21 protein-coding genes and 1 tRNA gene are annotated in these 26,851 nt (G+C 71.0%); 4 read left to right on the forward strand and 18 right to left on the reverse strand.

Going from position 1 to position 26,851, the window contains the following annotated elements; all coding sequences use genetic code 11:
* The first annotated feature begins 118 nt into the window (after window positions 1-118).
* A complete protein-coding gene (locus AMK27_RS27710) occupies window positions 119-1,639 on the forward strand; it encodes a glycoside hydrolase family 18 protein (protein WP_073913605.1) in 1,521 nt (506 codons plus the stop codon).
* A gap of 212 nt (window positions 1,640-1,851) precedes the next feature.
* On the opposite strand, the gene AMK27_RS27715 is transcribed toward AMK27_RS27710, so the two are convergent.
* From AMK27_RS27715 to AMK27_RS44220, 8 genes are all read right to left on the reverse strand, one after another.
* Window positions 1,852-3,501, reverse strand: a complete 1,650-nt coding sequence (locus AMK27_RS27715; protein WP_073913607.1) for a bifunctional aspartate transaminase/aspartate 4-decarboxylase — start codon at window positions 3,499-3,501, stop codon at window positions 1,852-1,854.
* 37 nt (window positions 3,502-3,538) lie between these two features.
* Complete coding sequence (gene aspT, locus AMK27_RS27720) at window positions 3,539-5,242, reverse strand: aspartate-alanine antiporter (protein ID WP_073913609.1); 1,704 nt, start codon at window positions 5,240-5,242, stop codon at window positions 3,539-3,541.
* A gap of 9 nt (window positions 5,243-5,251) precedes the next feature.
* On the reverse strand, window positions 5,252-6,934 hold the full coding sequence (gene aspT / locus AMK27_RS27725) for an aspartate-alanine antiporter (RefSeq protein ID WP_073913611.1): 1,683 nt from the start codon (window positions 6,932-6,934) through the stop codon (window positions 5,252-5,254).
* Between the two features lie 258 nt (window positions 6,935-7,192).
* On the reverse strand, window positions 7,193-7,636 hold the full coding sequence (locus AMK27_RS27730) for a hypothetical protein (protein WP_073913613.1): 444 nt from the start codon (window positions 7,634-7,636) through the stop codon (window positions 7,193-7,195).
* Window positions 7,637-7,715: 79 nt separating this feature from the next.
* Window positions 7,716-7,788, reverse strand: a tRNA-His gene (locus AMK27_RS27735).
* 117 nt (window positions 7,789-7,905) lie between these two features.
* The gene (orn, locus tag AMK27_RS27740) at window positions 7,906-8,508 is read right to left on the reverse strand and encodes an oligoribonuclease (protein ID WP_073913615.1); all 603 of its coding nucleotides are present in this window, start codon (window positions 8,506-8,508) and stop codon (window positions 7,906-7,908) included.
* 219 nt (window positions 8,509-8,727) lie between these two features.
* A complete protein-coding gene (locus AMK27_RS27745; protein ID WP_073913617.1) occupies window positions 8,728-9,897 on the reverse strand; it encodes a helix-turn-helix domain-containing protein in 1,170 nt (389 codons plus the stop codon).
* Window positions 9,898-10,338: 441 nt separating this feature from the next.
* Window positions 10,339-10,815, reverse strand: coding sequence for a hypothetical protein (locus tag AMK27_RS44220; protein ID WP_073913619.1), 477 nt, complete (start codon window positions 10,813-10,815; stop codon window positions 10,339-10,341).
* Between the two features lie 345 nt (window positions 10,816-11,160).
* On the opposite strand from AMK27_RS44220, the gene AMK27_RS27755 reads away from it, so the two are divergent.
* Window positions 11,161-11,682, forward strand: coding sequence for a universal stress protein (locus tag AMK27_RS27755; protein ID WP_073807719.1), 522 nt, complete (start codon window positions 11,161-11,163; stop codon window positions 11,680-11,682).
* 176 nt (window positions 11,683-11,858) lie between these two features.
* Window positions 11,859-12,422 (forward strand): GPR1/FUN34/YaaH family transporter, encoded by a 564-nt coding sequence (locus AMK27_RS27760; protein ID WP_073913621.1) that lies wholly within the window; start codon window positions 11,859-11,861, stop codon window positions 12,420-12,422.
* 167 nt (window positions 12,423-12,589) lie between these two features.
* On the opposite strand, the gene glmS is transcribed toward AMK27_RS27760, so the two are convergent.
* Window positions 12,590-14,407, reverse strand: coding sequence for a glutamine--fructose-6-phosphate transaminase (isomerizing) (gene glmS / locus AMK27_RS27765; protein ID WP_073913624.1), 1,818 nt, complete (start codon window positions 14,405-14,407; stop codon window positions 12,590-12,592).
* Window positions 14,408-14,460: 53 nt separating this feature from the next.
* Window positions 14,461-14,736: a hypothetical protein gene (locus tag AMK27_RS27770; protein ID WP_030324756.1), complete on the reverse strand. Its 276-nt coding sequence runs from the start codon at window positions 14,734-14,736 to the stop codon at window positions 14,461-14,463.
* A gap of 204 nt (window positions 14,737-14,940) precedes the next feature.
* Between AMK27_RS27770 and AMK27_RS27775 the strand changes: the two genes are divergently transcribed.
* Complete coding sequence (locus AMK27_RS27775) at window positions 14,941-16,572, forward strand: beta-N-acetylhexosaminidase (RefSeq protein ID WP_073913627.1); 1,632 nt, start codon at window positions 14,941-14,943, stop codon at window positions 16,570-16,572.
* Between the two features lie 68 nt (window positions 16,573-16,640).
* Here the strand turns inward: AMK27_RS27775 and AMK27_RS27780 are convergent, their stop codons facing one another.
* From AMK27_RS27780 to AMK27_RS27815, 8 genes are all read right to left on the reverse strand, one after another.
* On the reverse strand, window positions 16,641-18,428 hold the full coding sequence (locus AMK27_RS27780; protein ID WP_073913629.1) for an IucA/IucC family protein: 1,788 nt from the start codon (window positions 18,426-18,428) through the stop codon (window positions 16,641-16,643).
* Window positions 18,425-18,955 (reverse strand): GNAT family N-acetyltransferase, encoded by a 531-nt coding sequence (locus AMK27_RS27785; protein ID WP_073913633.1) that lies wholly within the window; start codon window positions 18,953-18,955, stop codon window positions 18,425-18,427. The genes AMK27_RS27780 and AMK27_RS27785 overlap by 4 nt, the downstream gene beginning before the upstream one ends.
* Window positions 18,952-20,235: a lysine N(6)-hydroxylase/L-ornithine N(5)-oxygenase family protein gene (locus AMK27_RS27790; protein ID WP_073913636.1), complete on the reverse strand. Its 1,284-nt coding sequence runs from the start codon at window positions 20,233-20,235 to the stop codon at window positions 18,952-18,954. Before AMK27_RS27790 ends, AMK27_RS27785 begins: the two co-directional genes overlap by 4 nt.
* Window positions 20,222-21,661: a pyridoxal phosphate-dependent decarboxylase family protein gene (locus AMK27_RS27795; protein WP_073913639.1), complete on the reverse strand. Its 1,440-nt coding sequence runs from the start codon at window positions 21,659-21,661 to the stop codon at window positions 20,222-20,224. The genes AMK27_RS27790 and AMK27_RS27795 overlap by 14 nt, the downstream gene beginning before the upstream one ends.
* A gap of 196 nt (window positions 21,662-21,857) precedes the next feature.
* On the reverse strand, window positions 21,858-22,718 hold the full coding sequence (locus AMK27_RS27800; RefSeq protein ID WP_073913642.1) for a siderophore-interacting protein: 861 nt from the start codon (window positions 22,716-22,718) through the stop codon (window positions 21,858-21,860).
* 96 nt (window positions 22,719-22,814) lie between these two features.
* A complete protein-coding gene (locus AMK27_RS27805) occupies window positions 22,815-23,975 on the reverse strand; it encodes an acyl-CoA dehydrogenase family protein (protein WP_073913645.1) in 1,161 nt (386 codons plus the stop codon).
* Window positions 23,976-23,983: 8 nt separating this feature from the next.
* Window positions 23,984-24,922: a hydroxymethylglutaryl-CoA lyase gene (locus tag AMK27_RS27810; RefSeq protein ID WP_073913648.1), complete on the reverse strand. Its 939-nt coding sequence runs from the start codon at window positions 24,920-24,922 to the stop codon at window positions 23,984-23,986.
* On the reverse strand, window positions 24,919-26,844 hold the full coding sequence (locus AMK27_RS27815; RefSeq protein ID WP_073913651.1) for an ATP-binding protein: 1,926 nt from the start codon (window positions 26,842-26,844) through the stop codon (window positions 24,919-24,921). Before AMK27_RS27815 ends, AMK27_RS27810 begins: the two co-directional genes overlap by 4 nt.
* Window positions 26,845-26,851: the final 7 nt, after the last annotated feature.

Below are 26,851 nucleotides of genomic sequence, written 5' to 3' on the forward strand. Positions count from 1 at the left end.
TTAAGCGGAGCCTAAGGATCCCCACGCGCGTCCACGGACGCCGGTTTGTCCGTTTCCCGGTCGCTAGCGTGCTGCCGCACCCCTTCCCCACCCCCCAGCACGCAGAGGCAGGCACGCGATGGGCACCAGTTCGCACCGGCGCAGGGCGAGCACCAGGACCAAGGCCGTCGGAGCGCTCGTCGCGGCCGCGGTCGTCGGCGGTGCCGCGTTCGCGCTCACCGGTACGGCCCAGGCCGCCGCCGTCGGCGCCGCGTACACCAGGACCAGCTCGTGGACCGGCGGCTACACCGGGCAGTACGTCGTCACCAACGAGACCTCCGCCGCCCAGTCCGACTGGACCCTGGAGTTCGACCTGCCGGCCGGCACGACCATCGGCTCCCTCTGGAACGGCGAGCACACCGTCTCCGGCAGCCACGTCACCGTGAAGCCCGCCGGCTGGAACAAGCAGCTCGCGCCCGGCCAGTCGGTCACCGTCGGCTTCGTCACCTCCGCCGCCGGACAGGCCGGCGACCCCGCCGGCTGCCGGATCAACAAGGCGGCCTGCTCCGCCGGAGGCACCGCCCCCACCCCCAGCGGCCGCCCCACCACGACCGCCCCCACCCCCACCGCGACCCCGAAGCCGACCGCCACCGCCACCACGAGCCCCAGGCCGACCGCCACCCCCACCACCACGGCGCCCCCGAAGCCCACGGCCACCCCCACGCCGACCCCCACCCCCACGGCGACCGCGACCGGCGGGCCCGTCGCCGCCGCCCGGTTCGCCCCGTACGTCGACACCTCGCTCTACCCGGCCTACGACCTCCTCGCCACCGCCGACGCCACCGGCGTGAAGGAGTTCAACCTCGCCTTCATCACCTCCGGCGGCTCCTGCGCCCCGCTCTGGGGCGGGGTCACCGACCTGGCGAACGACAGGGTCGCCGCCCAGATCGGCGCCCTGCGTGCCAAGGGCGGCGACGTCCGGGTCTCCTTCGGCGGCGCCGCCGGGCACGAGCTGGCCCTGAACTGCTCCTCGTCCTCGGCGCTGGCCGCCGCGTACGGCAAGGTCGTCGACCAGTACAAGCTGACCAAGGTCGACTTCGACGTCGAGGGCGCGGCCCTGCCCGACACCGCGGCCAACACCCGCCGCTCGCAGGCGATCGCCCAGCTGCAGAAGTCCCACCCCGGCCTGAACGTCTCCTTCACCCTGCCCGTCATGCCCGAGGGCCTCACCCAGCCGGGCGTCGACCTGCTCGCCGACGCCAAGCGCAACGGGGTCCGCGTCGACGCCGTCAACATCATGGCGATGGACTACGGGCCGGCCTACAGCGCCGACATGGGCACGTACGCCGTCCAGGCCGCGACCGCGACCCAGGCGCAGATCAAGGGCGTCCTCGGGCTCTCCGACGCGGCCGCCTGGAAGGCCGTCGCGGTCACCCCGATGATCGGCGTCAACGACGTCGTGAGCGAGGTCTTCAGGGTCGACGACGCCACCCAGCTCGTCGACTTCGCGAAGTCCAAGGGCATCGGCTGGCTCTCGATGTGGTCCTCGACCCGGGACAAGCAGTGCCCGGACGGCGCCGTGAACCGCGCCGACGCCACCTGCTCCTCGATCCTCCAGCAGCCGCTGGCGTTCACGAAGGCCTTCGCCGCCTACAAGTAGCCGCCCCCACAGACCAGTCGGTCCGCCCCCACAGACCAGTCGGTCCGCCCCCCCCGGACCAGTCGGTCCCCCCCCAGGAGCCATCGCGCCCCCCACACCGCGCGCCCCGGCCGGAGACACCCCACCTCCCGGCCGGGGCGCGCACCCCTGTGTCCGGAGCCGTCCGGAGCCGTCCGGAGCCGTCCGGAGCCGTCCGGAGCCGTCCGTTGCCGTCAGGCCCGGGCGGCCTTCCACTCCTCGGCGTAGTCGTTGAAGATCGCCCGCAGATGGTGGCCGATCTTCAGGTAGTCCAGGTCGTCGAGGTTGGCGAGGGACACCCGGACCGACCACTCGGGGCCGTCGAACCCGCCGCCGTTGAGGAGGACGACACCGGTCTGCTCGGCGAGCCGGAACAGCGGGTCGACCGGCTCGTACTCCTTCTCCAGGAAGTCCGCGAAGTCCTTCCCGTGCACCCGCTCGGCCTCGGCGAGCAGATCGAGCTCGATGTAGTAGCCGGCCCGCTTCACGTCCTCGGCGATCTTCATCTGGGCGCCCTCGAGGAGCAGGTCGAGGCGCTGGCGCACGATGCCGCGGATCTTCTCCTTGTAGGCCTGGCCCTCGGGCAGCAGGTCGAAGAGCGAGAACAGCGACATCATGACCTGCTGGGGGAGCGAGAGGCCCGCCGTGTGGTTGAGGGCGACCTGGCGGGAGTCGGCGACCAGGCGGTCGATGAACCGGATGTTCGCCGGCTCCAGGGACAGCGTCCCGTACCGCTTGTCCAGGAGCTCCTTCTCGTCCCGCGGCAGGTTCGCCAGCATCTCGTCGACGACGTTGTCGTCGTGGAGGGCGATGACGCCGAGCCGGTGGCCGGTGCAGCCGTAGTGCTTGGAGTACGAGTACACGAGGAGCGTGTTGCGGGGCAGGTCGGCGGCGATCGAGCGGAAGCCCTCGACGAAGGTGCCGTACACGTCGTCCGTGACGATCAGCAGGTTCGGGTTGGTGGTGGCGACGATGTCCTGGATCTGGCTCGCGACCCGCTCGCTCAGCGCGAGCGACGGCGGGTTCGAGGGGTTCACGAGGCAGACCATCTTCACCGAGGGGTCGGCGAGCTTGGCGACCTCCTCGGCCGGGTAGCGCCACTCGCGGACGCCGGTCTCGGTGAAGAGGCTCGCGTTGACCGTCACGACGTCGAAGTCGTACGTATCGAGCTCGGGGATCTCGATGTACGGGGTGAAGACCGGCACCATCAGGGCGATCCGGTCGCCCTTCCGCAGGATCCCGTTCTTCATCAGGGAGTCGAAGATGTAGCACATGGCGGCCGTGCCGCCCTCCGTCGCGAAGAGCGACGTGGTCCCGGCGGGCGGCCGCTTGCCGAACATCTCGTCGTCGAGGTAGCCGCGGACGATCTGCTCGGCGTGCGGCAGCATCCGGTCCGGTACGGGGTAGTTGTCGCCGATCGTGCTGTCGGTCAGCTCGTGCACGAACGCGTCCTTGCCGAAGCCGAAGCGCTCGATCGCGTACTCCACACAGCTCTGCAGCAGCTCGATCCCGGGCAGGTCCGGGTGCTGCCGCACGAAGGCGTCGAAGCGGTCTCCGGAGCCCCGGAGTTCGGGCATGCCGCCGAGGTTGTCGGCGGTCCAGACCCGGCGGGACTCGGAGAGCGCGAAGTAGCCGAGGGCGAAGAAGGCCTCGCGGGGGCCGGTGGCGACCCAGTTCGGGTTGCCGCGGCCCGCGTTGAGCATCTGGGCCTGCGACTTCTCCTTCTGGCCGGGCTTGTCGGCCTGCGCGGCCTGCGCGAGCTGGATGAACTTGTCCTTCAGCTCGAACGGCGAGAGCTGCGCGAAGGACTTGATCTCCTCGCGGGTGAAGGTGGTCCTGGGCACGGTGGCTTCCTTACGTACGGGAGGGGGGGCGGTCGGCTCAGTGGGTGAGGATGACGATCACGGCGCCCCAGATGGTCAGCAGGACGTTGCCCACCGCGTAGGGGATCGTGTAGCCGAGAGTGGGGATCTGGGACCTGGACTGCTCGTTGATCGCGCCGATCGCCGCGGTCGTCGTCTGGCCGCCGGCCAGGACGCCCATCAGGACCGGGAAGCGGATCTTCTGGATGTAGTGCCCGACGCCGAAGCCCACGAGCAGCGGGACCACCGTCGCCACCGCGCCCCAGACGAGCAGCCCCCAGCCGGCCGTCGAGAGGCCGCTGGTGAAACTGGGGCCGGCGTTGATGCCGACGACCGCGATGAAGAGGCAGAGGCCGAGGGTGTCCATGAACCACTGGGCGCCGGGCGGCACATTGCCGTACGTCGGGTACTTGCCGCGGATCCAGCCGAAGACCAGGCCCATGATCAGCGCGCCGCCCGAGGTGGACAGGGAGACCGGCACGCCCGACACGGTCAGCGCCGGGATGCCGATGCACCCGCCGAGGAAGATGCCGAGGCCGACCCAGAGCATGTCGGTGGCGAAGGAGGTCGGCACGGGTGTGCCGATCGCCCTGCCCGCCGGGTCCACCAGGCGCTTCGGCCCGGTGAGGATCACCGTGTCGCCGCGTTCCAGCGTCGTGGAGAGCCGGTACGGGAACTCCGCGCCCGAGCGGTAGATCTTGTCGATGTAGACGCCGACCATGAAGGGCTCGCGCCGCAGGTCGGCGATCGACTTCCCGAGCTGCGCCTTCTCCGAGGCGACGACGTGCAGGGTCTCCGTCTGGTAGCCGAGCAGTTCCACGTCGTCGGTCTCGGGACCGATGTGGGCGCGGGGGTCGAAGTCGACGAGGGCCCCGCGCAGGGCGCTGACGGCGACCACGTCGCCGGGGCGCAGCACCGTCCCCTGGTCGTGGGCGAGGATCAGCCCCTCGCGCCGGACCCGGGTGATGTAGATGCGGCGCCCGAGCTCCTTCTGCTGGTTCTCGAAGTCGTCGATGGTCCGGCCGGCCAGCGGCGAGCGGTCCATCCGGTACGCGCGGAGGACGACCTCGTAGTAGCCCTCGGCCAGGTCGGGGTCGTCGCCCGGGGCGTCGAGCTCCTTGGCGATCCGGGCGGACTCCTCGGCCAGGTCCCGCTTGTACAGCTTGGGCAGGACGTTGGCGAGGAGCATCGCGCAGAGGATGGTGCCGAGCGGGTAGGTGACGGCGTAGCCGATCGCGACCAGGTTCTCCTCGGTCTTCATCTGTTCGGCGGAGAGCCCGGGCAGGTTGCCGATGGCGTCCTGGGCGACACCGATGACCGCGGACTGGGTGAGCGCGCCGCCCAGCAGGCCGGCGGAGAGCCCGGGGCCGTAGCCGAGCATCACGGCGAAGCCCCAGGAGACCAGGAGTCCCGTCACACAGACGACGACGGCGTTGACGACCTGCGGCATGCCGTCCTTCTTCAGGCCGCGGAAGAACTGGGGGCCGACCTTGTAGCCGAGGGCGAAGAGGAACATCGTGAAGAAGAGGTTCTTCACCGTGCCGTCGATCGTGACCTTGAACTGCGCCCCGAGCAGCAGGCCGGCCACCAGGCAGCCGGTGACGGCGCCGAGCGCGATCGCCTTGTAGCGGAGCTTGCCGAAGAGGAAGCCGATCGCGACGGTGATGAAGACGAGCAGCTCGGGGTGGGGCTGGAAGATGTTCCGGTTGAGGAAGTCGATCATGGGTGCCCCTCACGCTCCGAGGATGCCGACGAGCAGCGGGCCGGTCAGCGGAAGCAGGAAGTTCGAGAGCGTGTACGTGATGGTGTAGCCGAGCATCGGGACCGAGCTCTGGGCGACCTGGGTCACCGAGGTGATGGCCGGGGTCGAGCACTGCTGGCCGGCGATCGCGCCGATGAGCAGCGGTTTCTCGATGTTCAGGAGCTTGCGGCCGACGAACAGCGAGATCGTCGCGGGGATCAGGACCATCGCGATCCCGGCGAACGGCAGCAGCGCCCCGTACTCCTTGAGCAGCGGCCAGGCCTGCGGGCCCGACACCAGGCCCGTGCACGCGATGAAGATCGCCAGGCCCATGTCCTTGAGGGTGGCGGCGGCCTGCGGGGGGAACGCGCCGAAGGTCTGCATCCGGGACCGGAACCAGCCGAAGAGCAGGCCGGAGATCAGACAGCCGCCACCGGTGCCGAGCGACATGGGGACGTCGCCGAACGTGACCACGACCTGGCCGAGGAGCGAGCCGCAGACGATGCCGAGACCCAGGTAGATGAAGTCGGTGGCGTCGTTCTTGACGACCGCGCCGACCTTGGACGCCAGCTTGCCGAGGCCCGCGCGGGCGCCGACCAGGGTGAGGACGTCGCCCCGGGCCACCACGGTCTCGGGGGTCGCGGGCAGGTGCTGGTCGTTGCGGAGCACGTCCGTCACGTACACCCCGCCGGAGGAGAACTCCGGGTGCTCCTTGGACAGGGTGTCCAGGGACTTGCCGGCCGCGTTTTTGTCGGTCAGCGAGATCTGGGTGGTGGCGAGCGGGGTGTCCAGGCCGGGGACGGCCGGGGTCTCGGGGCCGATGACCCGGCCCGCCTCGATGATGTTGGCCCGCCGTCCGACGGTGAGCACGAGGTCGGAGAGGGTCAGCTCGAAGTCGGGCGGGGGAGGGGTGAGGACCTTGCTGCCCCGCTTCACCGCCTCGACGGTGACCCGGCCGCCGAGCGAGCGCTCCAGATCGCCGACCCTGGCGCCGTCCGCCTGGGTGACCAGGAACGTCCGGCCGACCATGCCGGGCAGCGCCTCGCGCTCGTCGTCCTCCAGGCCGCCGCCCGAGCCGCGCATCTTCTCCCACAGCTCGCGGCAGGCGTCGCGGAGGTTGATCCGCATCATCATCGGCATGATCTGGCTGGTGTAGATGACGATGGTGATGAGGCCGAAGAGGTAGCAGACGGTGTACGCGGTGGCGACATGGCCCTGGTACTGGGTGATCTGCTCCTGCGTCAGGTCGGACAGGTTGCCGATGGCCTCGGTGGCCGTACCGACGACCGCCGACTCGGTGGCGGCCCCGGCGAGGATGCCCGCGGCGGTGCCGACGTCCAGGTCGAAGGCCTCGGCGAGGCCGAGCGCGATGCCGACGACGCAGACGACCTCGATCAGGCAGAGGGCGAAGTACCGCAGGCTCTTCTTGTTGAGGTTCGCGAAGAACTGGGGGCCGGCCATGTAGCCGAGCGAGAAGATGAAGAGCGCGAAGAAGATCGTCTTCACGTCGTCGGAGATGGTGAGCTTCGTCCAGGCGCCGACGAGCAGCGAGACGATCAGGGTTCCGCAGATGCCGCCGAGCGTGATGGGGCCGACCCGGAGCTTGCCGACGAGATAGCCGGCCGAGAGGCAGAGGAAGAGGGCGAGTTCGGGGTTGTCACGGAGGACTCCCATCCGCCCTCACCTCGCCCAAACAGGGCGAATAGTGAGGATAGTGGACATAAGGGGACGCTAACAGGGTGGTGGAGGGAGAGGGGCAACGCCTCACCCGAACGGGTGAGCCAGTGATGCCTGTTCGACCCCTGCGGGTGTCGCACGTCCCCCGGCGGGGTGTCGCGCGTGCCTCTGAGGGCGGCGCCGGCCGGAACGGCTCAGGCCCCGGTTCGCGACGAACCGGGGCCTGAGCCGCACGAGTGGGGGTGGAGGGCGCCGTCAGGTCGCGGGCCGCGCCCTGCCGAACTCGCCCCGGAGCCCCAGGCCGCACGCGGCGATGGCGACCAGGGCGAGCAGCACCATCACCCAGTTGATGACGAGGTCCGGTCCGCCCTCGCGTGCCAGGGCGTTGGACACGGCCTCCCGGACGACGAACACCTGCAGGGCCGCCGCCGCGCCGAGCGCCGCGACCCGGGCCCAGCGGGGGCCCCTGCCCCTGAAGGAGTCGAGCCCGAGCACCGCCGCGCTCCAGAGCATCACCACCGCCACGGCGGCTTCGGCCGCGAGGAAGAGGAGGACGGCGCCGGAGCTCCTCGGATCGGTGTGGTCGATCTCGGCGGTGTCCGGCGTGAACAGCACCATGGCCAGCTGGATGAGGAGGACGTAGCCGATCTCCAGGGCGAGGACGGACGCCCCCGCCTGCCTGAGGAAGCGGGACGTCATCGAGGGCTCCTGGTGGTCATGACGGTCGGGAGTACGACTCAGGCCCCGGTTCGCAAGGAACCGGGGCCTGAGCTGAAAGGGTGAGTAACGGGACTCGAACCCGCGACATCCTGGACCACAACCAGGTGCTCTACCGTCTGAGCTATACCCACCATGACCGGCGGTTTCCCGAGGGTTTCCCCGACCGGCCGAGAAGAAGTCTACAGGGTTCTGGAGGGTGCTCGCGCCCACATTGATCTGCGGGCACGAGCGGCCCTGCGCGGAGGGGATTATTCGGCCGGTACGACGTGCCGGGCCGCGATCTGCTTCGCGGTCTCCGAGTCGGGGCCGGGCTGCGGGACGAAGACCGCCTCGCGGTAGTAGCGCAGCTCCGCGATGGACTCGCGGATGTCGGCGAGCGCCCGGTGGTTGCCGTTCTTCTCCGGACTGTTGAAGTACGCCCTCGGGTACCAGCGGCGGGCCAGCTCCTTGACCGAGGAGACATCGACGATCCGGTAGTGCAGGTGGCTCTCCAGGGCGGCCATGTCCCGGGCGAGGAAGCCGCGGTCCGTGGAGACCGAGTTCCCGCACAGGGGCGCCTTGCCGGGTTCCTTGACGTGCTCGCGGATGTACGCGAGGACCTGGGCCTCCGCGTCGGCGAGCGTGGTGCCGTCGGCGAGCGCGTCGAGCAGCCCCGAGGCCGTGTGCATCTGGCGCACGATCTCCGGCATGGTCTCCAGGGCGCTGTCCGGCGGGCGGATCACGATGTCCACCCCGTCGCCGAGCACGTTCAGTTCCGAGTCGGTGACCAGTGCGGCCACCTCGATGAGTGCGTCGTCCGTCAGCGAGAGCCCGGTCATCTCGCAGTCGATCCACACCATGCGATCGTTCATGCGTCCACCTTAGGGGCTCTTTCCCCTGTCGGAGCGGGCCGAGCCGTCCCGTGCCGGGGCGGATACGGGAGCCGGCGCCGTTTCCCTCCCGCGCCCGGAGGCCGCTCCCGCCCCGGCGGCCCCGCCGGCACGACGCCGACGGGCCCCCGGGGGAGATGTCCCCGGGGGCCCGTCGTTCCTGCGGCGCGCCGCTTGTGGCGGCGGCGGTCTTCTCTTTCCTTACGGCGCGCTGCGCTGGCCCGGGAGCGCGGGCCGCCCCGGAGCGTAGGCGTCGGACTGCGGCTTCCCCTGGTCCAGCGGGGACCCGGGGCGGCGGATTCCGGCCATGACCTGGGCGGGCACGACCGGGTCGAGCACCGCCGTGGCGGTGTCGCCCTGCGGCCGCCGCGCGCGGTACGCCGCCCGGTAGGCGGCCGGCGAGGAGCCGAGCTGCCGCCGGAAGTGGCCGCGCAGCGCCACCGGCGAGCGGAAGCCGCACCGGCCCGCGACCTCGTCGACCGAGTAGTCGGAGGTCTCCAGCAGCCGCTGGGCCTGCAGCACCCGCTGGGTGATCAGCCACTGGAGGGGGGCCGAACCGGTCAGCGAGCGGAACCGGCGGTCGAAGGTCCGCCGTGACATGTACGCGCGGGCGGCCAGGGTCTCCACGTCGAACTGCTCGTGGAGGTGCTCCAGCGCCCAGGCGACGACCTCGGCCAGCGGGTCGGCGCCGATCTCCTCAGGTAAAGACCTGTCGAGGTAGCGCTCCTGACCGCCGCTGCGCCGCGGCGGGACGACCAGCCGGCGCGCCAGGGCGCCCGCGGCCTCCGTGCCGTGGTCGGTCCGCACGATGTGCAGGCACAGATCGATTCCGGCCGCCGTGCCCGCGGAGGTCAGGACGTCCCCGTCGTCGACGAAGAGCTCCCGGGGGTCCACATGGACCGACGGGTAGCGCTTGGCGAGCGTCGGCGCGTACATCCAGTGCGTCGTCGCCGGGCGGCCGTCGAGCAGGCCGGCCGCGGCGAGGACGAACGCACCGGTGCACAGGCCGACGATCCGCGCGCCCTCCTCGTGGGCGCGGCGCAGCGCTTCGAGCGCCTCCGGCGGTGGCGGCGAGGTGATCGACCGCCAGGCCGGGACGACGACGGTGCCCGCCCGGCTGATCGCCTCCAGGCCGTACGGCGCGGTCAGTTCGAGTCCACCGGTGGTCCGCAGCGGTCCGTCCTCGCCCGCACAGACGAGCAGTCGGTAGCGGGGCACTCCGGCGTCCTGCCGGTCGATGCCGAACACGGAGAGCGGGATGGAACTCTCGAAGATGGGGCCGCCGCTGAACAGCAGCACCGCGACGACTTCGCGACGGCGGCGCCCGGTCAGCTTCCGTGCGGCCTCCGGTGCGGTGGAGTCCTGGCTCATGACGCTAAGCCCCCCTCGGTGTTCGCGTCTCCCTGGTCGTGTCGCTCCTGCACGTTTCCCCTCGGTTTTGCACGAGACCCCAGTCTTCGGTACCCATGATCGAATCTACTGCGTCCCGTGGCGCCGGCGTGACAAGTTCTCCATCCGGTGGATTGTCGACAAGGCCACTTGGCGTGAAGCGATCGATCGCGAACTCTTCCGCCGGGAGGCCCCCCGGGGAGGGGGCGGGGCGACGAACGCCCCCGTACGCGGGGGGTGCGAGCCCTTGGTACGGGGCATTTCCGGGTCCTGGCGCCAGGGTTGGCCAACCGTTTTGCCAAGGACTCGCCGACGGATGGAACTTGGCTGAAAACATATGGGTTCGCGTGTACGAACCTGTCAACTCCACGAGGGGCGGGGCCGATCGGCGTCCCGTTACGGGCTGGTTTGCACCCCGGAAATCTAGGGCCTGTCCGGGTCGCGCCGCCTGCCGCGGGCACCCTCGCTCCGCATCCCCCGCTCCGAGCGGCGCAGCAGGACCCGGCAGGCCGCCGTCACCGAGACGAGGCCGAGCGCGGTCCCGGCGGCGCCGCCGAGGGAGGTGCCGTAGACGAGCAGGACCACCGGCACCAGGACGCAGCAGAAGACCGCCCAGCGGACGACGTCGCCGGCCTGGTCCGCGGCGGCCGCGCCGGCCCCCGCGGCTCCCCCGCCCGTCCCCCCGCCGGCTGCCCCGTCCGTCCCCCCGCCGGCCGCCCCGCCCCCGGCCCGCACGGGCGCCCCCGCCGGTCCCCGCCCGCTGCCCGGATCCGGGTCGGCGGTGGCGGCCGGGCCGAGGACGGGCGTCCGGCGACGGCCGCGGGGCCCTCCGAGCGCGGCGGCGTGGGCGGTGGCGGAGGCGGTGGAGGTCTGGCCGGCGGCGGTCGATGGTGCGGGCACGGGCGGTCTCCCTGCGACGGTGGGCTGGACCTGTGGCAACGAGAAACGGAACGTTCCGGTCACTCTCGGCGACGTCCGTTTGGCCCCCGTACGGACACCTGTAGGGCACATCCGGCATTGCCAGATCCCGAACCGCTCGTGCATGCTCCCTGGGACGCCGCGCGAGTGCGGGGCGCACGCCGGGAGCGGCACGGCGGGCTCTGGGCAGGAGAGGAGTGTCGCCGTACCCTTGGGGGTATGGGCTTGGGAAGATGATTCCCGGACACGGCTCCCGCCGCCACCCGTTGCTCCGTCCCCTTCCGTCCCCCGTCCCTTCCCACGAGGACTCCCTTCGCCGAGACACCGATGGCCGGTCACGAATTCTCCGAACCCGCGGACCGCAAGCGCGTCGCCGATTCCACGGTCGACCCCCTCGCGGTCGAACAGCCACGTCACGCCTGCGACCCGGCCTTCCGGCACGGTGTCGTCGTCGGCTTCGACGGCTCCACGTCCAGTGAGCGCGCCCTCGCGTACGCCATCGGCATGGCCAGGCGCTCCGGCTCGGGCCTGATCATCGTGCACGTGGCCAACAGGCTGCCCACCACGGTGTGGGCCGGCTGCGAGCCCCCCGTCTTCGTCGACGTGCCCGATCACCGGACCGAGGTCCTCGGTCTGGAGCTGGCCTGCGCCGAACACCTCTCCGAGGTGCCCTGGATCCTCGTCGAGCGCGGTGGCGACATCTGCCACGAGCTGGAGGAGGTCGGCCGGGAGTACTCGGCCGACGCGATCGTGGTCGGCTCCACGCACGGGATCGTCGGCAGGATCTTCGGCTCGGTCGCCGGCCGCCTCGCGCGCCGCGCCCAGCGGCCCGTGATCGTCATCCCGTAGCGCGTCCGAGAACCCCTCCCGCTCCGTACGGTCCGTCAGGCCGCCTTCCCAACTGACGTCATCCCGCCATAATTTCGGCCTTCCTCAGGTGAATTGTGTGCTTGTGAAGGGTACATAAGCGTCACCGGAACACAGGAGCTCACGCAGTACACCTGCGCACTTGAAGGGAGCCCGCCGTGGACAACGAAGTCGCCGCGGGAAACACCACTTCCACTCTCGGCCACCTCGCACTCGGACTGACCCTGCTGGCCTTCGGCCTGGGCGGCACCGGTGTCATCGACAACGTCGCGGCAGCGGATGCCGCGGGCCTCGCCACCTGGGTCGGCGGGGTGACGCTCTTCCTCGTCGGCCTGCTCGCCCTCCGCGCGGGCGACAAGGGTGAGGGCACGGCGTTCGCGGCGCTCGGCGCCTTCTGGTTCACCTGGGGCACCGCGGCGGGCGGCGGCGCGTCCGCCGACGCCGTGGGCGTCTTCCTGCTCCTGTGGGCGCTCCTCGCGCTCACGCTGACGCTGGCCGCCTCGGGCAGCGGGCTGTTCGGACAGGGCGTGTACGGGCTGCTGTTCGTCGCGCTGTTGCTGCTCGGCATAGGGGCGCTCGCCGACAACGGCGGGCTGGCGAAGGCGGGCGGCTGGGTGGCGGCCGTCGCCGGTCTGGTCGCCTGGTACGGCGCGACGGCCGCGGTGGCCGGCTGGCCGACCGCGCTGGGCCGGGCGAACCGCAGCGCGGCCGCGGCGAGCTGACGGACGGCCCGGACGGATGAAGAGACGTACGGGCTGACCGTACGAGCGGAAAAGAAGAGGTCCCCCCGTGCACCTGGGATGCACGGGGGGACCTCTTCGTGTCCGGTCGAACCTCCGGGGGACAGGCCCGGCGGCGCGGCTCGGGGGGACAGGCCCCGAGGCCGCTGCTACTCGACCGTGACGGACTTGGCCAGGTTGCGCGGCTTGTCGATGTCGCGGCCCATGGCGAGCGCCGTGTGGTAGGCGAGGAGCTGGAGCGGGATGCCCATCAGGATCGGGTCCAGCTCGTCCTCGTTCTTCGGCACGACGATGGTGTGGTCGGCCTTCGCCTGCTCCTGGTGCGCGACCGCGAGGATGCGGCCGCTGCGGGCCTTGATCTCCTCCAGGGCGGCGCGGTTCTTCTCCAGCAGGTCGTCGTCGGGGACGATCGCGACCGTCGGCAGGGCCGGCTCGATGAGGGCGAGCGGGCCGTGCTTCAGCTCGGAGGCCGGGTAGGCCTCGGCGTGGATGTAGGAGATCTCCTTGAGCTTCAGGGAGGCCTCCAGGGCGACGGGGTAGCCCCGGACGCGGCCGATGAACATCATCGACTGGGCGCCGGCGTACTCCGCGGCGATCTTCTTGATCTCGTCCTCGGTCTCGAGGATCTCCTGGATCTGCGCGGGCAGCTTGCGCAGGCCCTCGATGATCCGCTTGCCGTCGGTGACGGACAGGTCGCGGATGCGGCCCAGGTGCAGGGCGAGCAGCGCGAACGCGGTGACCGTGTTGGTGAAGCACTTGGTGGAGACGACGCAGACCTCGGGGCCGGCGTGGACGTACACGCCGCCGTCGGCCTCGCGGGCGATGGCGGAGCCGACCACGTTGACCACGCCGAGGACGCGGGCGCCCTTGCGCTTCAGCTCCTGGACGGCGGCGAGCACGTCGTAGGTCTCGCCGGACTGGGAGACGGCGATGTAGAGGGTGTCGGGGTCCACGACCGGGTTGCGGTAGCGGAACTCCGAGGCCGGCTCGGCGTCGGCGGGGATGCGGGCCATGGACTCGATGAGCCCGGCGCCGATGAGGCCGGCGTGGTACGAGGTGCCGCAGCCGAGGATCTTGATGCGGCGGATGGTGCGGGCCTCGCGCGGGTCCAGGTTCAGACCGCCCAGGTGCACGGTGGAGAAGCGGTCGTCGATCCGGCCGCGCAGCACGCGGTCGACCGCGTCGGGCTGCTCGGAGATCTCCTTGTGCATGAAGGTGTCGTGACCGCCCATGTCGTACGAGGCGGCCTCCCACTCCACGGTCTCCGGGGTGGCGGTGGTGGTCGCGCCCGAGGTCGTGTACGTGCGGAAGTCGTCGGCCTTCAGGGTGGCCATCTCGCCGTCGTCGAGGGTGACGACCTGGCGGGTGTGGGCGATCAGGGCGGCGACGTCGGAGGCGACGAGCATCTCCTTCTCGCCGATGCCGAGGATGACCGGCGAGCCGTTGCGGGCCACGACGATGCGGTCGTTGAAGTCGGCGTGCATCACGGCGATGCCGTAGGTGCCCTCGATGACCTTGAGCGCCTCGCGGACCTTCTCCTCGAGGGTGGTGGCCTGGGAGCGGGCGATGAGGTGGGTGATGACCTCGGTGTCCGTCTCGGAGGCGAAGACGACGCCGTCGGCCTCCAGCTTGGCGCGGAGCTCCTGGGCGTTGTCGACGATGCCGTTGTGGACGACCGCGACCTTGTTCTCGGGGTCCATGTGCGGGTGCGAGTTGATGTCGCTCGGCGCGCCGTGGGTGGCCCAGCGGGTGTGGGCGATGCCGGTGGTACCGGTGAAGCGCTTGGGGACGCGGGCCTCCAGGTCGCGGACGCGACCCTTGGCCTTCACCATCTTCAGGCCGGAGGCCTTCGGGCTGGTGACGACCATGCCGGCCGAGTCGTATCCCCGGTACTCCAGACGTGCCAGGCCCTCGAGGAGCAGCGGGGCGACGTCGCGCTTTCCGATGTAACCGACAATTCCGCACATAAAGGTGAAACCCCTCCAGGTTGGTGAGCGTGCCCGCCGTGGTCGTTCGTGGCTCAGCCGTAGACGATGCGGCGCAGTTGCCGGAGCGAGAGCTCCGGCGGCGCCACGGCCCGGTGGGGCAGTTCCGCCGAGATCCGTTCGAAGATCTCGGCGTTCACGGCCCCGCCGGACTGCAGTTCGCGGTGTCGGCGGCGGACGAACTCCTCGGTCGTCTCGTCGAAGTACGCCAGTACGTCGAGCACGACCCGGGCGGCCTCACCGCGCTGGAGCGCGGTGCTGCGGACCAGGTGGTCGATGAGGTCGTCGTGCGACGGGCGGCGTTCGAGCACCCATGAATATTGGGGGGTAGCTGTCGCCGTTCGCAAGAATCCTGCCCGATATCGGGCAGGTGTGTCATGATCGACCCGCTGTCCGGGGTGATTGGTCCATACCTTGACGGGTGGATACCCCGGCGGTACGCATGGTGACGGTTCGGTTATAGAACTCGACAGACGCGTCCAACGCCTGATCCAACGCCCGAAGGGGACCAGCCTGTGACACAGCGCCGAAGGATTCCGCGCCTGATCGGATCCCTGCTCCTCGTCGCCGCCGCCGGTGTCGGCTGCGGCGAGGCCTCCGCCGACAGCACGCCGGACGGCAAGAACGCCGCGGCCGCCGAGCCCGAGGTCCGCCCGCTCGGCCGCATCGTGCCCGTACCCGCCTCCGTCACCCCCCAGGGCGAGCCCTTCACCCTCACCCTGACCACCCGCATCGGCGTGGACGACACGAACCGCGAGATCCGGGACCTCGGCCGCTACCTCGCCGGACTGCTCCGCCCCGCCACCGGCTTCCCGCTGCCCGTCGTCGACGACGAGGCCGCCGGCGGCGGCATCCGGCTCCGCCTCAGCCCCGGCGACACCGAGCTCGGCGCCGAGGGCTACCGGCTCCACTCGGCCCCCGACGGCGTCACCCTCACCGCGCGCGAACCCGCGGGGCTCTTCCGCGGCGTCCAGACCCTGCGCCAGCAGCTGCCCTCCGCCGTCGAGCGCAAGAGCGTCCAGAACGGGCCCTGGAAGATCGCCGGCGGCACGATCACCGACACCCCGCGGTACGCCTACCGGGGCGCCATGCTCGACGTCTCCCGCCACTTCTTCACCGTCGACGAGGTGAAGCGGTACATCGACCAGCTCGCGCTCTACAAGGTCAACACCCTCCACCTGCACCTCTCCGACGACCAGGGGTGGCGCATCGCCGTCGACTCCTGGCCCCGGCTCACCACCTACGGCGGCTCCACCGAGGTCGGCGGCGGCCCCGGCGGCTTCTACACCAAGGCGCAGTACCAGGAGATCGTCCGCTACGCCGCCTCCCGCTACCAGGAGGTGATCCCCGAGATCGACCTCCCCGGCCACACCAACGCCGCCCTCGCCTCCTACGCCGAGCTCAACTGCGACGGCGTCGCCCCGCCGCTCTACACCGGCACCAAGGTCGGCTTCAGCTCCCTGTGCGTGCCGAAGCCCGTCACGTACGACTTCGTCGACGACGTGATCCGCGAGATCGCCGCGCTCACCCCAGGCCGGTACATCCACATCGGCGGCGACGAGGCCCACTCCACCAGCCACGCGGACTACGTGACCTTCATGGACAAGGTGCAGCCCGTCGTCGCGAAGTACGGGAAGAAGGTCGTCGGCTGGCACCAGCTGACCGGCACCACCCCGGCGGACGGCGCCCTCGTCCAGTACTGGGGCCTCGACCGCACCCCCGCGGAGGAGAAGGAGCGGGTCGCGGCCGCCGCCCGGAACGGCGCCGGCCTCGTCCTCTCCCCGGCCGACCGCACGTACCTCGACATGAAGTACACCAAGGACACCAAGCTCGGCCTCGCCTGGGCGGGCTACGTCGAGGTCCGCAGGTCGTACGACTGGAACCCGTCCGCCTACCTCGCGGGCGCCCCGGCGGACAGCGTCCGCGGCATCGAGGCCCCGCTCTGGACGGAGACCCTGGCCACCACGGACGACCTGGACGTCATGGCCTTCCCGCGGCTCCCGGGCCTGGCGGAACTGGGCTGGTCGCCGGCGGCCACCCACGACTGGGACACCTACAAGGTCCGCCTCGCGGAGCAGGCCCCGCGGTTCGACGCCCTGGGCATCGACTACTACCGCTCCCCCGAGGTCCCCTGGCCTGCGGAGTAGCCCCGCGCACAGAGATGTGAGCCCCGGCGGAGGACCGTACTCCGCCGGGGCTCACATCGGTTCGGGGGTTACGCGAAGCGGGCGATCGGGTTGACCAGGTCGCCGACGAGCTGAAGGGCCGCCGACGGGTCGGACAGGTCGACCATCTGCTTGTTGTTGCGGAGCTGCAGGCGGTTCAGGGCCGACAGCGCGAAGGTCTCCGCGAACATGTCGTACTGGGCGAACCGGTCCGCCAGTTCCGGCTTCGACTGCTCGTAGCCGCGCACGCACTCCGCGACCGTCCGCCAGAAGCCGTCCTCGTCGAGGACGCCCTCCGTGGCGAGCGTCGCCGCCAGGAAGCGGAAGAAGCAGTCGAAGACGTCCGTGAAGACCGAGAGGAGCTTCATGTCCTCGGGGATCTCCGCGCGGACCCGCTCCACCGCCGGCGGCAGGACCGCCGCCGGGTCCATGACGACGATCTCCTCCGCGATGTCCTTGAAGATCGCCCGCGACACCGCGCCGCGCTCGTCGAGGACCAGGATCACGTTCTCGCCGTGCGGCATGAACGCCAGGTCGTAGGCGTAGAAGCTGTGCAGGACCGGCAGCAGGTAGGCGTCCAGGTACTGGCGGAGCCAGTCCCGGGCCTCCAGGCCCGACTCCTTGATCAGCGCACCCGCGAACGACGCGCCCGTGTGGTCCACGTGGACGAGGGACGCCATCGTCGCGAGCCGCTCGCCCTCGGCGAGCGTCGGCACGGGCGACTCGCGCCAGAGCGCCGCCAGCATCTTGCGGTACGGCGAGTAGCGGTCGGTCGCGGCCTCGTACTCCAGGTGCCGGTAGCCGACGGCCGCCCGCTCGCGGATGATCGAGAAGCGGACCGAGCGGAACGTCGCGTCCGACTCGATCAGGGTGTGCAGCCAGTCGTTGATGGCCGGGGTGGCCTCCATGTACGCGGCCGAGAGACCCCGCATGAAGCCCATGTTGAGGACCGACAGGGCCGTCTTCACATAGTGCTTGGCCGGGTCCGAGGTGTTGAAGAAGGTACGGATCGACTGCTGCGCCAGATACGTGTCGTCGCCCTCGCCCAGGTACACCAGGCGCTGCTGCGCGACCTCGGCCGCGAAGGTGACGGACAGCTTGTTCCACCACTGCCAGGGGTGCGCCGGCATGAGGAGGTAGTCGGCCAGGTCGAGACCGCGGGCGGCCAGAACGGCCGCGAAGCCGTCCACCGCCGCGTCGCCCAGCTCCGCGCGGACGAAGGCCTCGTAGTCGATGCCCGCGCCGGCCGTGAAGGTGGTGCGGTCGCGCCGCGCCGCCAGCCAGATCAGACGGATCCCGCTCGCCGCCTCGGGGGCGTACGCGCGGAACTCGTCGACGCCGAAGCCGAGCCGCCCGTTGTTCGCGACGAAGCAGGGGTGGCCCTCGGTCATCCCCGTCTCGATCGCCTGGAAGCCGGCGTGGGCCAGCTCGGCTGAGGTCACCGGCTCCTTGGTCGCCTTGAAGGCCGTACCGGCCAGCGTGGAGGAGATCTCCTCCAGGTAGACCGGCAGGACCTCGTCGCTCAGCCCGAGGGCGCCGCGCAGCTCGGTGACGAACTGGAGCGCGTCGAGCGGAAGCTGCTCGTCGCCGCGGTGGCGGCTGATCGACTCCGCGTAGACCTGCCAGTGGTCGAGGGCGTACCGGTCCGCGGTGAAGCGGTACTCGGTGGCGCCGTCGTCCGACAGCACCGCGTAGCGGCTGTCGCCGAGCTCGCGCGGGTCGAGGAGCCGCTCGTGGGCGAACTCCGCGAGGCCCTTGCGGATCAGCGCGCGGTTGGCGTCCGCCCAGAGCTCGGGGGTGAGGTGCGCGACGGGGTTCGTCGTATCGGCGGTGCTCATGCGGCGACTCCCACGGCGGCCTCGAACTGCTCCCGGGTGCAGAAGCTCAGCAGTGCCTTCTTCTCCGGCTTCTGGATCTCCCGCTCCGGCACGAAGCCGACGGCCTCGTTGAGCGCGTGGACGGCCTTGTTGGACACGTCGGGCTCGACGACGACCCGGGCGGTCGCCGGGTCGGCGAACAGCTCCGTCATCACGGCGGTGATCACCTTGCGGGTGAAGCCGTGCACGGGGGTGTCGGTCGGGGCGACGAGGAAGTGCATGCCGACGTCGCCCGGCTGCGGGTCGTAGAGGCCGACCAGCTCCAGGTGGGCCGGGTCGTAGCGCTCCATGAGGATCGCGGGGACCTCGTCGACCAGGCCGATGAACGCCTCGTGGTGGGGGTGGGCGGCGAAGGCCGTGTACTCGCGCACGACGTCCTCGACGCTCGCGTCCTGCATCATCCAGAACGCGGCCTTGGGGTGGGTGACCCAGCCGTGGAGCAGTTCCGCGTCCTGGACGGGGTCGAGCGGGCGGAAGCGGACGGTCATGCGGCGAACTCCTGGAAGGCGATGGTCTTCTCGACGGGGTAGTAGTCGTAGCCCAGCATCGCTCCGATGATGTACGCGTTGCGGTACGCACCCATGCCGAGGTCGGGCGAGGTGATCGAGTGGGTGTGCACGGAGGCGTTCTGCAGGAACACCCCGCGGCCCGTCGTGTCGATCGCGTAGTTGCGGGCCACGTCGAAGCGGCCCTGTCCGTCCCAGTTGAGGCGGTCGCGGACCGGCTCCAGGAAGGCGGGGACGGCGTACTTGTAGCCGGTGGCGAGGATCAGGCCCTCGGTGTCCAGGGTGAAGTCCTTCTCCTGCTCCTCCTGGCGGAAGCCGAGGGTGTACGTGCCGGTCGACTCCTCGTACGCGGCGGTGTGCAGCGCGGAGTTGGTGAGGAGGCGGGTGGGCACGGGGCCGGCCAGGTTCTTCTGGTAGAGCAGGTCGAAGATGGCGTCGATGAGCTCGCCGTCGATGCCCTTGAAGAGGCCCTTCTGCTCGGTCTCCAGGCGGTAGCGGGTCCGCTCGGGGAGCGCGTGGAAGTAGTCCACGTACTCCGGGGAGGTCATCTCCAGGGTGAGCTTGGTGTACTCCAGCGGGAAGAAGCGCGGGGAGCGGGTCACCCAGTTGAGCCGGTACCCGTGGACGTCGATCTCGCCGAGGAGGTCGTAGTAGATCTCGGCGGCGCTCTGGCCGCTGCCGACCAGGGTGATCGACTTCTTCTTCTGGAGCTCCGCCTTGTTCGGGAGGTAGCGCGAGTTGTGGATCAGGTCGCCGCCGAGGTCCTGGCAGGTCTCGGGGACGTACGCCGGGGTGCCGGTGCCGAGGACCAGACGACGCGAGCGGAACGTTTCTCCGGCCTCGGTGGCCACCACGTACACCTCGGCGGCCTCGTCGAACGTCACGGTGGCGACGGTCGTCGAGAAGCGGACGGAGGAGAGGCGTCCGGCGGCCCAGCGGCAGTAGTCGTTGTACTCGGTCCGCAGCGGGTAGAAGTTCTCGCGGATGTAGAACGAGTACAGCCGGCCCTTGTCCTTGAGGTAGCTCAGGAAGGAGTACGGCGAGGTCGGGTCGGCCATCGTGACCAGGTCCGACATGAACGGGGTCTGGAGGTGGGCGCCTTCGAGGAACATCCCCGAGTGCCACTCGAAGTCGGGCTTCGACTCCAGGAAGAGGCCGTTCAGCTCGTCGATCGGCTCGGTCAGGCAGGCGAGTCCGAGGTTGAACGGACCGAGCCCGATGCCGATGAAGTCGTGGATCTCGGTCGTCTCAGGCGTGGACAAGGGTCTCTCCCAGGTACTGCTCGGCGTAGCCGGCGATCAGATCGAGGACGGCGGCGATGTCGGCCGCGGTGGTCTCGGGGTTGAGCAGGGTGAACTTGAGGTACTGGCGGCCGTCGACCTTGGTGCCGGCGACGACGGCCTCACCGGAGGCGAACAGGGCCTTGCGGGCGTGCAGGTTGGCCCGGTCGATGTCCTCGGGGGACGCGGCGCCCCGCGGGATGTAGCGGTAGACGAGGGTGGAGATCCGCGGCTCGACCACGACGTCGTAGCGCGGGTCGGCGGCGAGCAGCGCGAAGCCCTCGGCGGCCAGGTCGCAGACCTCGTCGAAGAGCTGCCCGACACCGTCGGCGCCCATCACGCGCAGGGTCATCCAGAGCTTGAGCGCGTCGAAGCGGCGGGTGGTCTGGAGGGACTTGTCGACCTGGTTGGGGATCTGCTCGGCCACCGTGCGAGCCGGGTTGAGGTAGTCCGCGTGGTAGGTCGCGTGGCGCAGGGTGGCGCCGTCGCGGACCAGGATCGCCGAGGAACTCACCGGCTGGAAGAAGGACTTGTGGAAGTCGACGGTGACCGAGTCGGCCCGCTCGATGCCGGACAGGAGGCCGCGGCGGGTGGGGGAGGCGAGCAGTCCGCAGCCGTAGGCGGCATCCACGTGCATCCAGGTGCCGTACTCGTCGGCCAGGGCCGCGATCTCGGGCAGCGGGTCGATGGAGCCGAAGTCGGTGGTTCCGGCGGTGGCGACGATCGCCATCGGGACGAGGCCCTCGGCGCGGCAGGCCTCCAGCTCGGCGGCGAGGACGACGGACTGCATCCGCTTGTCCCGGTCGACCGGGATGGAGATGACGGCGTCCTGGCCGAGGCCGAGGAGGCCGGCCGACTTCTGGACGCTGAAGTGGCTGCACTCGGAGGAGAAGATCCGGAGCTTCGACAGGTCGGTGCTCTTCGCCTCCTCGCGGGCGAGGAGCAGCGCCTGGAGGTTGGACTGCGAACCGCCGCTGGTGAACACGCCGTCGGCGCCCGGGCCGAAGCCGATGCGGCCGTTGGTCCAGTCGACGAGCTTGCGCTCGATGAGGGTGCCGCCCGCGCTCTGGTCCCAGGTGTCGAGCGAGGAGTTGACCGCCGAGAGGACGGCCTCGCCGAGGACGGCCGGGATGACCACCGGGCAGTTGAGGTGGCCCAGGTAGCGGGGGTGGTGGAAGTAGACGGCGTCGCGGAGGTAGACGCTCTCCAGCTCGTCGAGCGCGGCGGAGGCGTCGCCGAGCGGACGGTCGAGGTCGACGGCGTCGATGACGGGGGCGAGCTCGGCGGGGGTCACTCCGGTGAACGGACGTCGCGTCGCGGCGAGTTTGTCCGCCACCCGCTCGACTCCTTCGGTGACGGAGCGCCGGTAGCTCTCCGCCGTGGTGTCGTTGAGCAGGTGAGAGCGCATGTGGGGGGCCTCCAGGTACGGGGCTCGGTCGCGCCCTCCGGACAGGGGAAAGGGGCGAGGGGCGACGCGGTGAAAACAAGGTTAGCCTAACCTAACTTTCCACCGCAATGACCCTCGCCCCTCACCTGTCACGGCAGTTGGCGGCCGTCATCGACCGGACTGTCCGCTTTTGACGGGGAGTGTGCTGGCTGGCTGGCTATGCGTCTTCCTGTGTCTCGTCCGGGACCTCGCGCAGCGCGTCCTCGGACAGGCCCTTGCGCCAGTAGCCGACGAACGTCACCCGGCGCCGGTCGAGTTCGCGGTCCCGCACGAAGTGCCGGCGCAGCGCCTTCACCGCGCCCGACTCGCCCGCGATCCAGACGTACGGGGCCTCCCCGGGCAGTTCGGCGCCCCGCACCGCCTCCACGGCGGACGGCGCCCCCTCCTCGCGTACGAGCCAGGTGACGGTCGCGTCCGCCCGCGTCGCCAGGTCCGTGCGGTCGCCGGAGTACGGCACCTCCAGGAACACCTGGGCGCGGATCCCGGCCGGCAGCCACTCCAGGATCGCCGAGGCGGCCGGAAGCGCGGTCTCGTCGGCCCAGATCAGGACCGAGTCGGCGTCCTCGGGCAGCCGGAAGCGGACGGCGGTGTTCTCGGCGATCGCCGGGCCGAGGACGACCACGCGGTCGCCCGGGGTGGCCCGCGAGGCCCAGCGGCAGGCGGGGCCGCCGTCCTCGTGGATCGCGAAGTCGATGTCGACGGCGTTCTCGGAGTGCTCCGCCTCGGTGCGCTGCTCGCGGACGGTGTACGAACGCATCACGGCCCGCACGTCCTCGGGCATCGCACGCCAGGCGCCGAGGACCGCGTACATGTCCGGGTCGTCGAGCGGGGGCAGGACGGGTGCGTCCTGGCCGGGGTGCGGCAGGAAGAGGGAGAGCGACTGGTCGCGGCCGCCGGCGGCGAAGTTCTTCAGGTCGTCGCCGGTGAAGGTGACGCGGACCAGGGACGGGCCGAGCCGCCGGGTCCGGTCCACCCGCAGGCGGAAGAACTGGAAGGGGGCGGTCTCGGGGTGCGTCATGGAAACATAGGTTAGCCTAACCTCATAAGTGCTGGAACGGGGGGAGGGCCCGCCGCCCCCGCGGGGCGACGGACCCTCCACGCGAGCCGGGCCGGGTCAGCCCTGGAGGCCCAACTCCCTCGCGATCAGCATGCGCTGGACCTCGCTGGTGCCCTCGCCGATCTCCAGGATCTTGGAGTCGCGCCACATCCGGGCCACCGGGTACTCGTTCATGAAGCCGTAGCCGCCGTGGATCTGGGTCGCCTCACGGGCGTTGTCCACAGCCACCGTCGAGGAGTACAGCTTCGCGATCGCCGCCTCCTTCTTGAACGTCTCGCCGAGCACCAGCCGCGAGGCCGCGTCCCGCCAGCCGATCCGCGCCATGTGCGCCCGCATCTCCATGTCGGCGATCTTGAACTGGATGGCCTGGTTGTCACCGATCGGCCGGCCGAAGGCGTGACGTTCCTTCGCGTACTTCACCGACTCGTCGACACAGCCCTGCGCCAGACCCGTCGCCAGCGCCGCGATCGCCACCCGGCCCTCGTCCAGGATCCGCAGGAACTGCGCGTACCCGCGCCCCTCCTCGCCCAGCAGGTTCTCCACCGGGACCCGCACGTCGTCGAACGACAGCTCACGCGTGTCCGACGCGTTCCAGCCCACCTTCGAATACGGCGCGGCCACAGTGAACCCGGGAGTCCCGGACGGCACGATGATGGAGGAGATCAGCGGACGGCCGTCGGGCTTGCGGCCCGTCACCGCCGTGACCGTCACCAGACCCGTGATGTCCGTACCGGAGTTGGTGATGAAGCACTTCGAACCGTTGATCACCCAGTGGTCGCCGTCGCGCACCGCCGTCGTCCGCGTGCCGCCCGCGTCCGAACCGGCGCCCGGCTCCGTCAGACCGAACGCACCCAGTACCTCACCCGCGCACAGCCGCGGCAGCCACTCCCGCTTCTGCTCGTCCGTGCCGAAGAGGTAGACGGGCATCGCACCGAGCGACACCCCCGCCTCCAGCGTGATCGCCACCGAGGAGTCCACCCGGGCCAGCTCCTCCAGCGCGATCCCCAGCGCCAGATAGTCACCGCCCATACCGCCGTACTCCTCGGGGAACGGCAGCCCGAACAGGCCCATACGGCCCATCTCGCGGACGATCTCGTACGGGAACTCGTGCCGCTCGTAGTAGTCGCCGATCTTCGGCGCCACGACATCGTGCGCGAACGCCTCGACGGTACGGCGGAGTTCCTCGTGCTCGGCGGAGAGCCGGTGGTCGAGAGACATGGGGGACGTCACTCCTTGTGGGAGAGGGCGCGGACGGTACGGGAGGGGCTGGGACGGCCCAGCTGTTCGGCCATCCACACGCTCGTGGCGGTGAGGGCGGCCAGATCGACCCCGGTCTCGATGCCGAGACCGTCGAGCATCCACACGAGATCCTCGGTGGCGAGATTGCCGGTCGCGCTCTTCGCGTACGGGCAGCCGCCGAGGCCGCCGGCGGAGGCGTCGACCGTGGTCACTCCGTGGCGGAGCGCGGCGAGCGTGTTGGAGAGGGCCTGGCCGTAGGTGTCGTGGAAGTGCACGGCCAGGCGGGAGGTCGGGACGCCCGCCTCGTGCAGCGCGGTCAGCAGCGCCTGGACGTGGCCGGGGGTGGCCACGCCGATCGTGTCCCCGAGGCTCAGCTCGTCGCAGCCCATCTCCGCGAGGGCCTTGGTGACGCGGACCACCTGCTCGATCGGGACGGCGCCCTCCCAGGGGTCGCCGAAGCACATCGACAGATAGCCGCGGACCTTGAGCCCGGCCTCTATGGCCCGGGTGACCGTCGGCGCGAACATCGCGAGCGCCTCGTCCACGGTCCGGTTCAGGTTGGCCTTCGCGAAGGACTCGGTCGCCGAGGCGAACACCGCCACCTCGCGTGCCCCGAGCGCCAGGGCGCGGTCGAGGCCGCGCTCGTTCGGCACGAGCACCGGGAGCCGGACCGGCAGATCGCGGACCAGCGGGAACAGGTCCTCCGCGTCGGCCAGCTGGGGCACCCACTTGGGGTGCACGAAGCTGGTCGCCTCGACGGTGGACAGCCCGGCGGCGGCGAGCCGCCGGATGAACTCCGCCTTCACATCCGTCGGGACGGCGCCCTTCTCGTTCTGCAGCCCGTCGCGCGCGCCGACCTCGTGGATCCGCACCCGGGCCGGCAGCGCCGGATCGGGCACGGCCATGGGCAGTCCTGCGGCGGTCATGCGGTCTCCTCCTCGCGGGGCGCCACCACGGCCAGGATCTGGTCCATGGCGACGGTCGAACCGGGCATGACGTCCAGCTCGGTGACGGTGCCGGCGTGCGGGGCGGAGATGACGTGCTCCATCTTCATCGCCTCGACGACCAGCAGACTCTGCCCGGCCTCGACCTCGTCGCCGACGGCCACCTTGACGACGGTCACGGTCCCCGGCATGGGAGCGGCGAGCGTGTCGGCACCCCCGTGCCGGGCGCCGGAGAGCGCGGCGGCGACGGGATCGTGGTCCCTCACGTGCCAGGAGTCGCCGTCGCGGCCCAGCCAGTCGCCGGCCCGGTGGAAGCGGTGGACGACGCCGTCCACCGTGACCGCCACCGAGGACTCCGTGACCCGGGCGCCGGCCGGCGCCTCGGCCGTCACGGCTTCGAGTCCCGCCGCCCGCACGGGGAAGGGCAGCGGGGCCGGGCTGCCGCCCAGGCGCCAGCCGCTCGGCACCGAGAACGGGTCGGTCCAGCCGCCCCCGGAAGCCGGAGCCAGCCCGGCGAGCCGGACGGCCGCCGCCGCCGCGTACACCTCCTCCGGGACGCCCGCCGGGACCAGGCTCTCCGCGTCCCGCTCCACCAGGCCCGTGTCCAGGGCGCCGGAGACGACGTCCGGGTGGGCCAGGAGCCGGCGCAGGAAGCCCGCGTTCGTCGGGACGCCCAGGGTCACCGTGTCCGCCAGGGCCGCGCGCAGCCGGCGCAGCGCCGTCGGGCGGTCCTCGGCGTGGACGATGACCTTCGACAGCATCGGGTCGTAGAGGGACGAGACCTCCGTGCCCTCCGAGAGGCCCGAGTCGGTCCGGACCCCTTCGCCCGCCGGCTCGTTCAGGGCCAGCACCGTGCCGCCGGAGGGCAGGAAGCCCCGGGAGGGGTCCTCCGCGCAGATCCGCGCCTCGATCGCCCAGCCCGTGAGGGTGATGTCCTCCTGCGCGAAGGGCAGCGGCTCGCCCGCCGCCACCCGCAGCTGCCACTCCACCAGGTCGATGCCCGTGATCAGTTCGGTGACCGGGTGCTCGACCTGGAGGCGGGTGTTCATCTCCATGAAGTAGTACGAGGACGGGTCGCCGCCCGGGACGATGAACTCGACCGTGCCCGCGCCCACATACCCGCAGGAGCGCGCCGCCTCGACCGCCGCCGCGCCCATCGACGCCCGGATCTCCGGGGTCAGCAGGACGCTCGGCGCCTCCTCGATGATCTTCTGGTGGCGGCGCTGGAGCGAGCACTCGCGCTCGCCCAGGTGGACCACGTTCCCGTGGGCGTCCGCCAGGACCTGGATCTCGATGTGCCGGGGCCGGTCGATCCACCGCTCCACCAGCAGCGTGTCGTCACCGAAGGAGGCACGGGCCTCGCGCCGCGCGGACGCGATCTCCTCCGTCAGCGTCGACAGGTCGCGGACCAGCCGCATGCCCTTGCCGCCGCCGCCCGCGCTCGGCTTGAGCAGCACCGGTGCGCCCAGCTCGCGCGCCGCGGCCTCCAGTTCGGGGTCGGCCGCGCCGGGGACGACGGGGACACCCGCCGCCTTCACCGTCTCCTTCGCCGTGATCTTGTCGCCCATCAGGGAGATGGCCGCGGCGGGCGGGCCGATGAAGACGAGCCCCGCGTCCGCGCAGGCCTGCGCGAACCCCGCGTTCTCCGCGAGGAAGCCGTAGCCGGGGTGCACCGCCTGCGCGCCGGTCCGGCGGGCCGCGTCGAGCAGCGCCGCCACCGACAGGTACGACTCCGAGGCCGGCGGCGGTCCGATCCGTACCGCCGTGTCCGCCTCCCGGACGTGCCGGGCGTCGGCGTCCGCGTCGCTGTACACCGCGACCGCGCGCACGCCGAGCGCCCGCAGCGTGCGGATGACCCGGACCGCGATCTCGCCGCGGTTCGCGACGAGCACTGTGTCGAACATGGACGTC

This window comes from Streptomyces sp. CB02009 (assembly GCF_001905825.1).
Classification (GTDB): Bacteria; Actinomycetota; Actinomycetes; order Streptomycetales; family Streptomycetaceae; genus Streptomyces.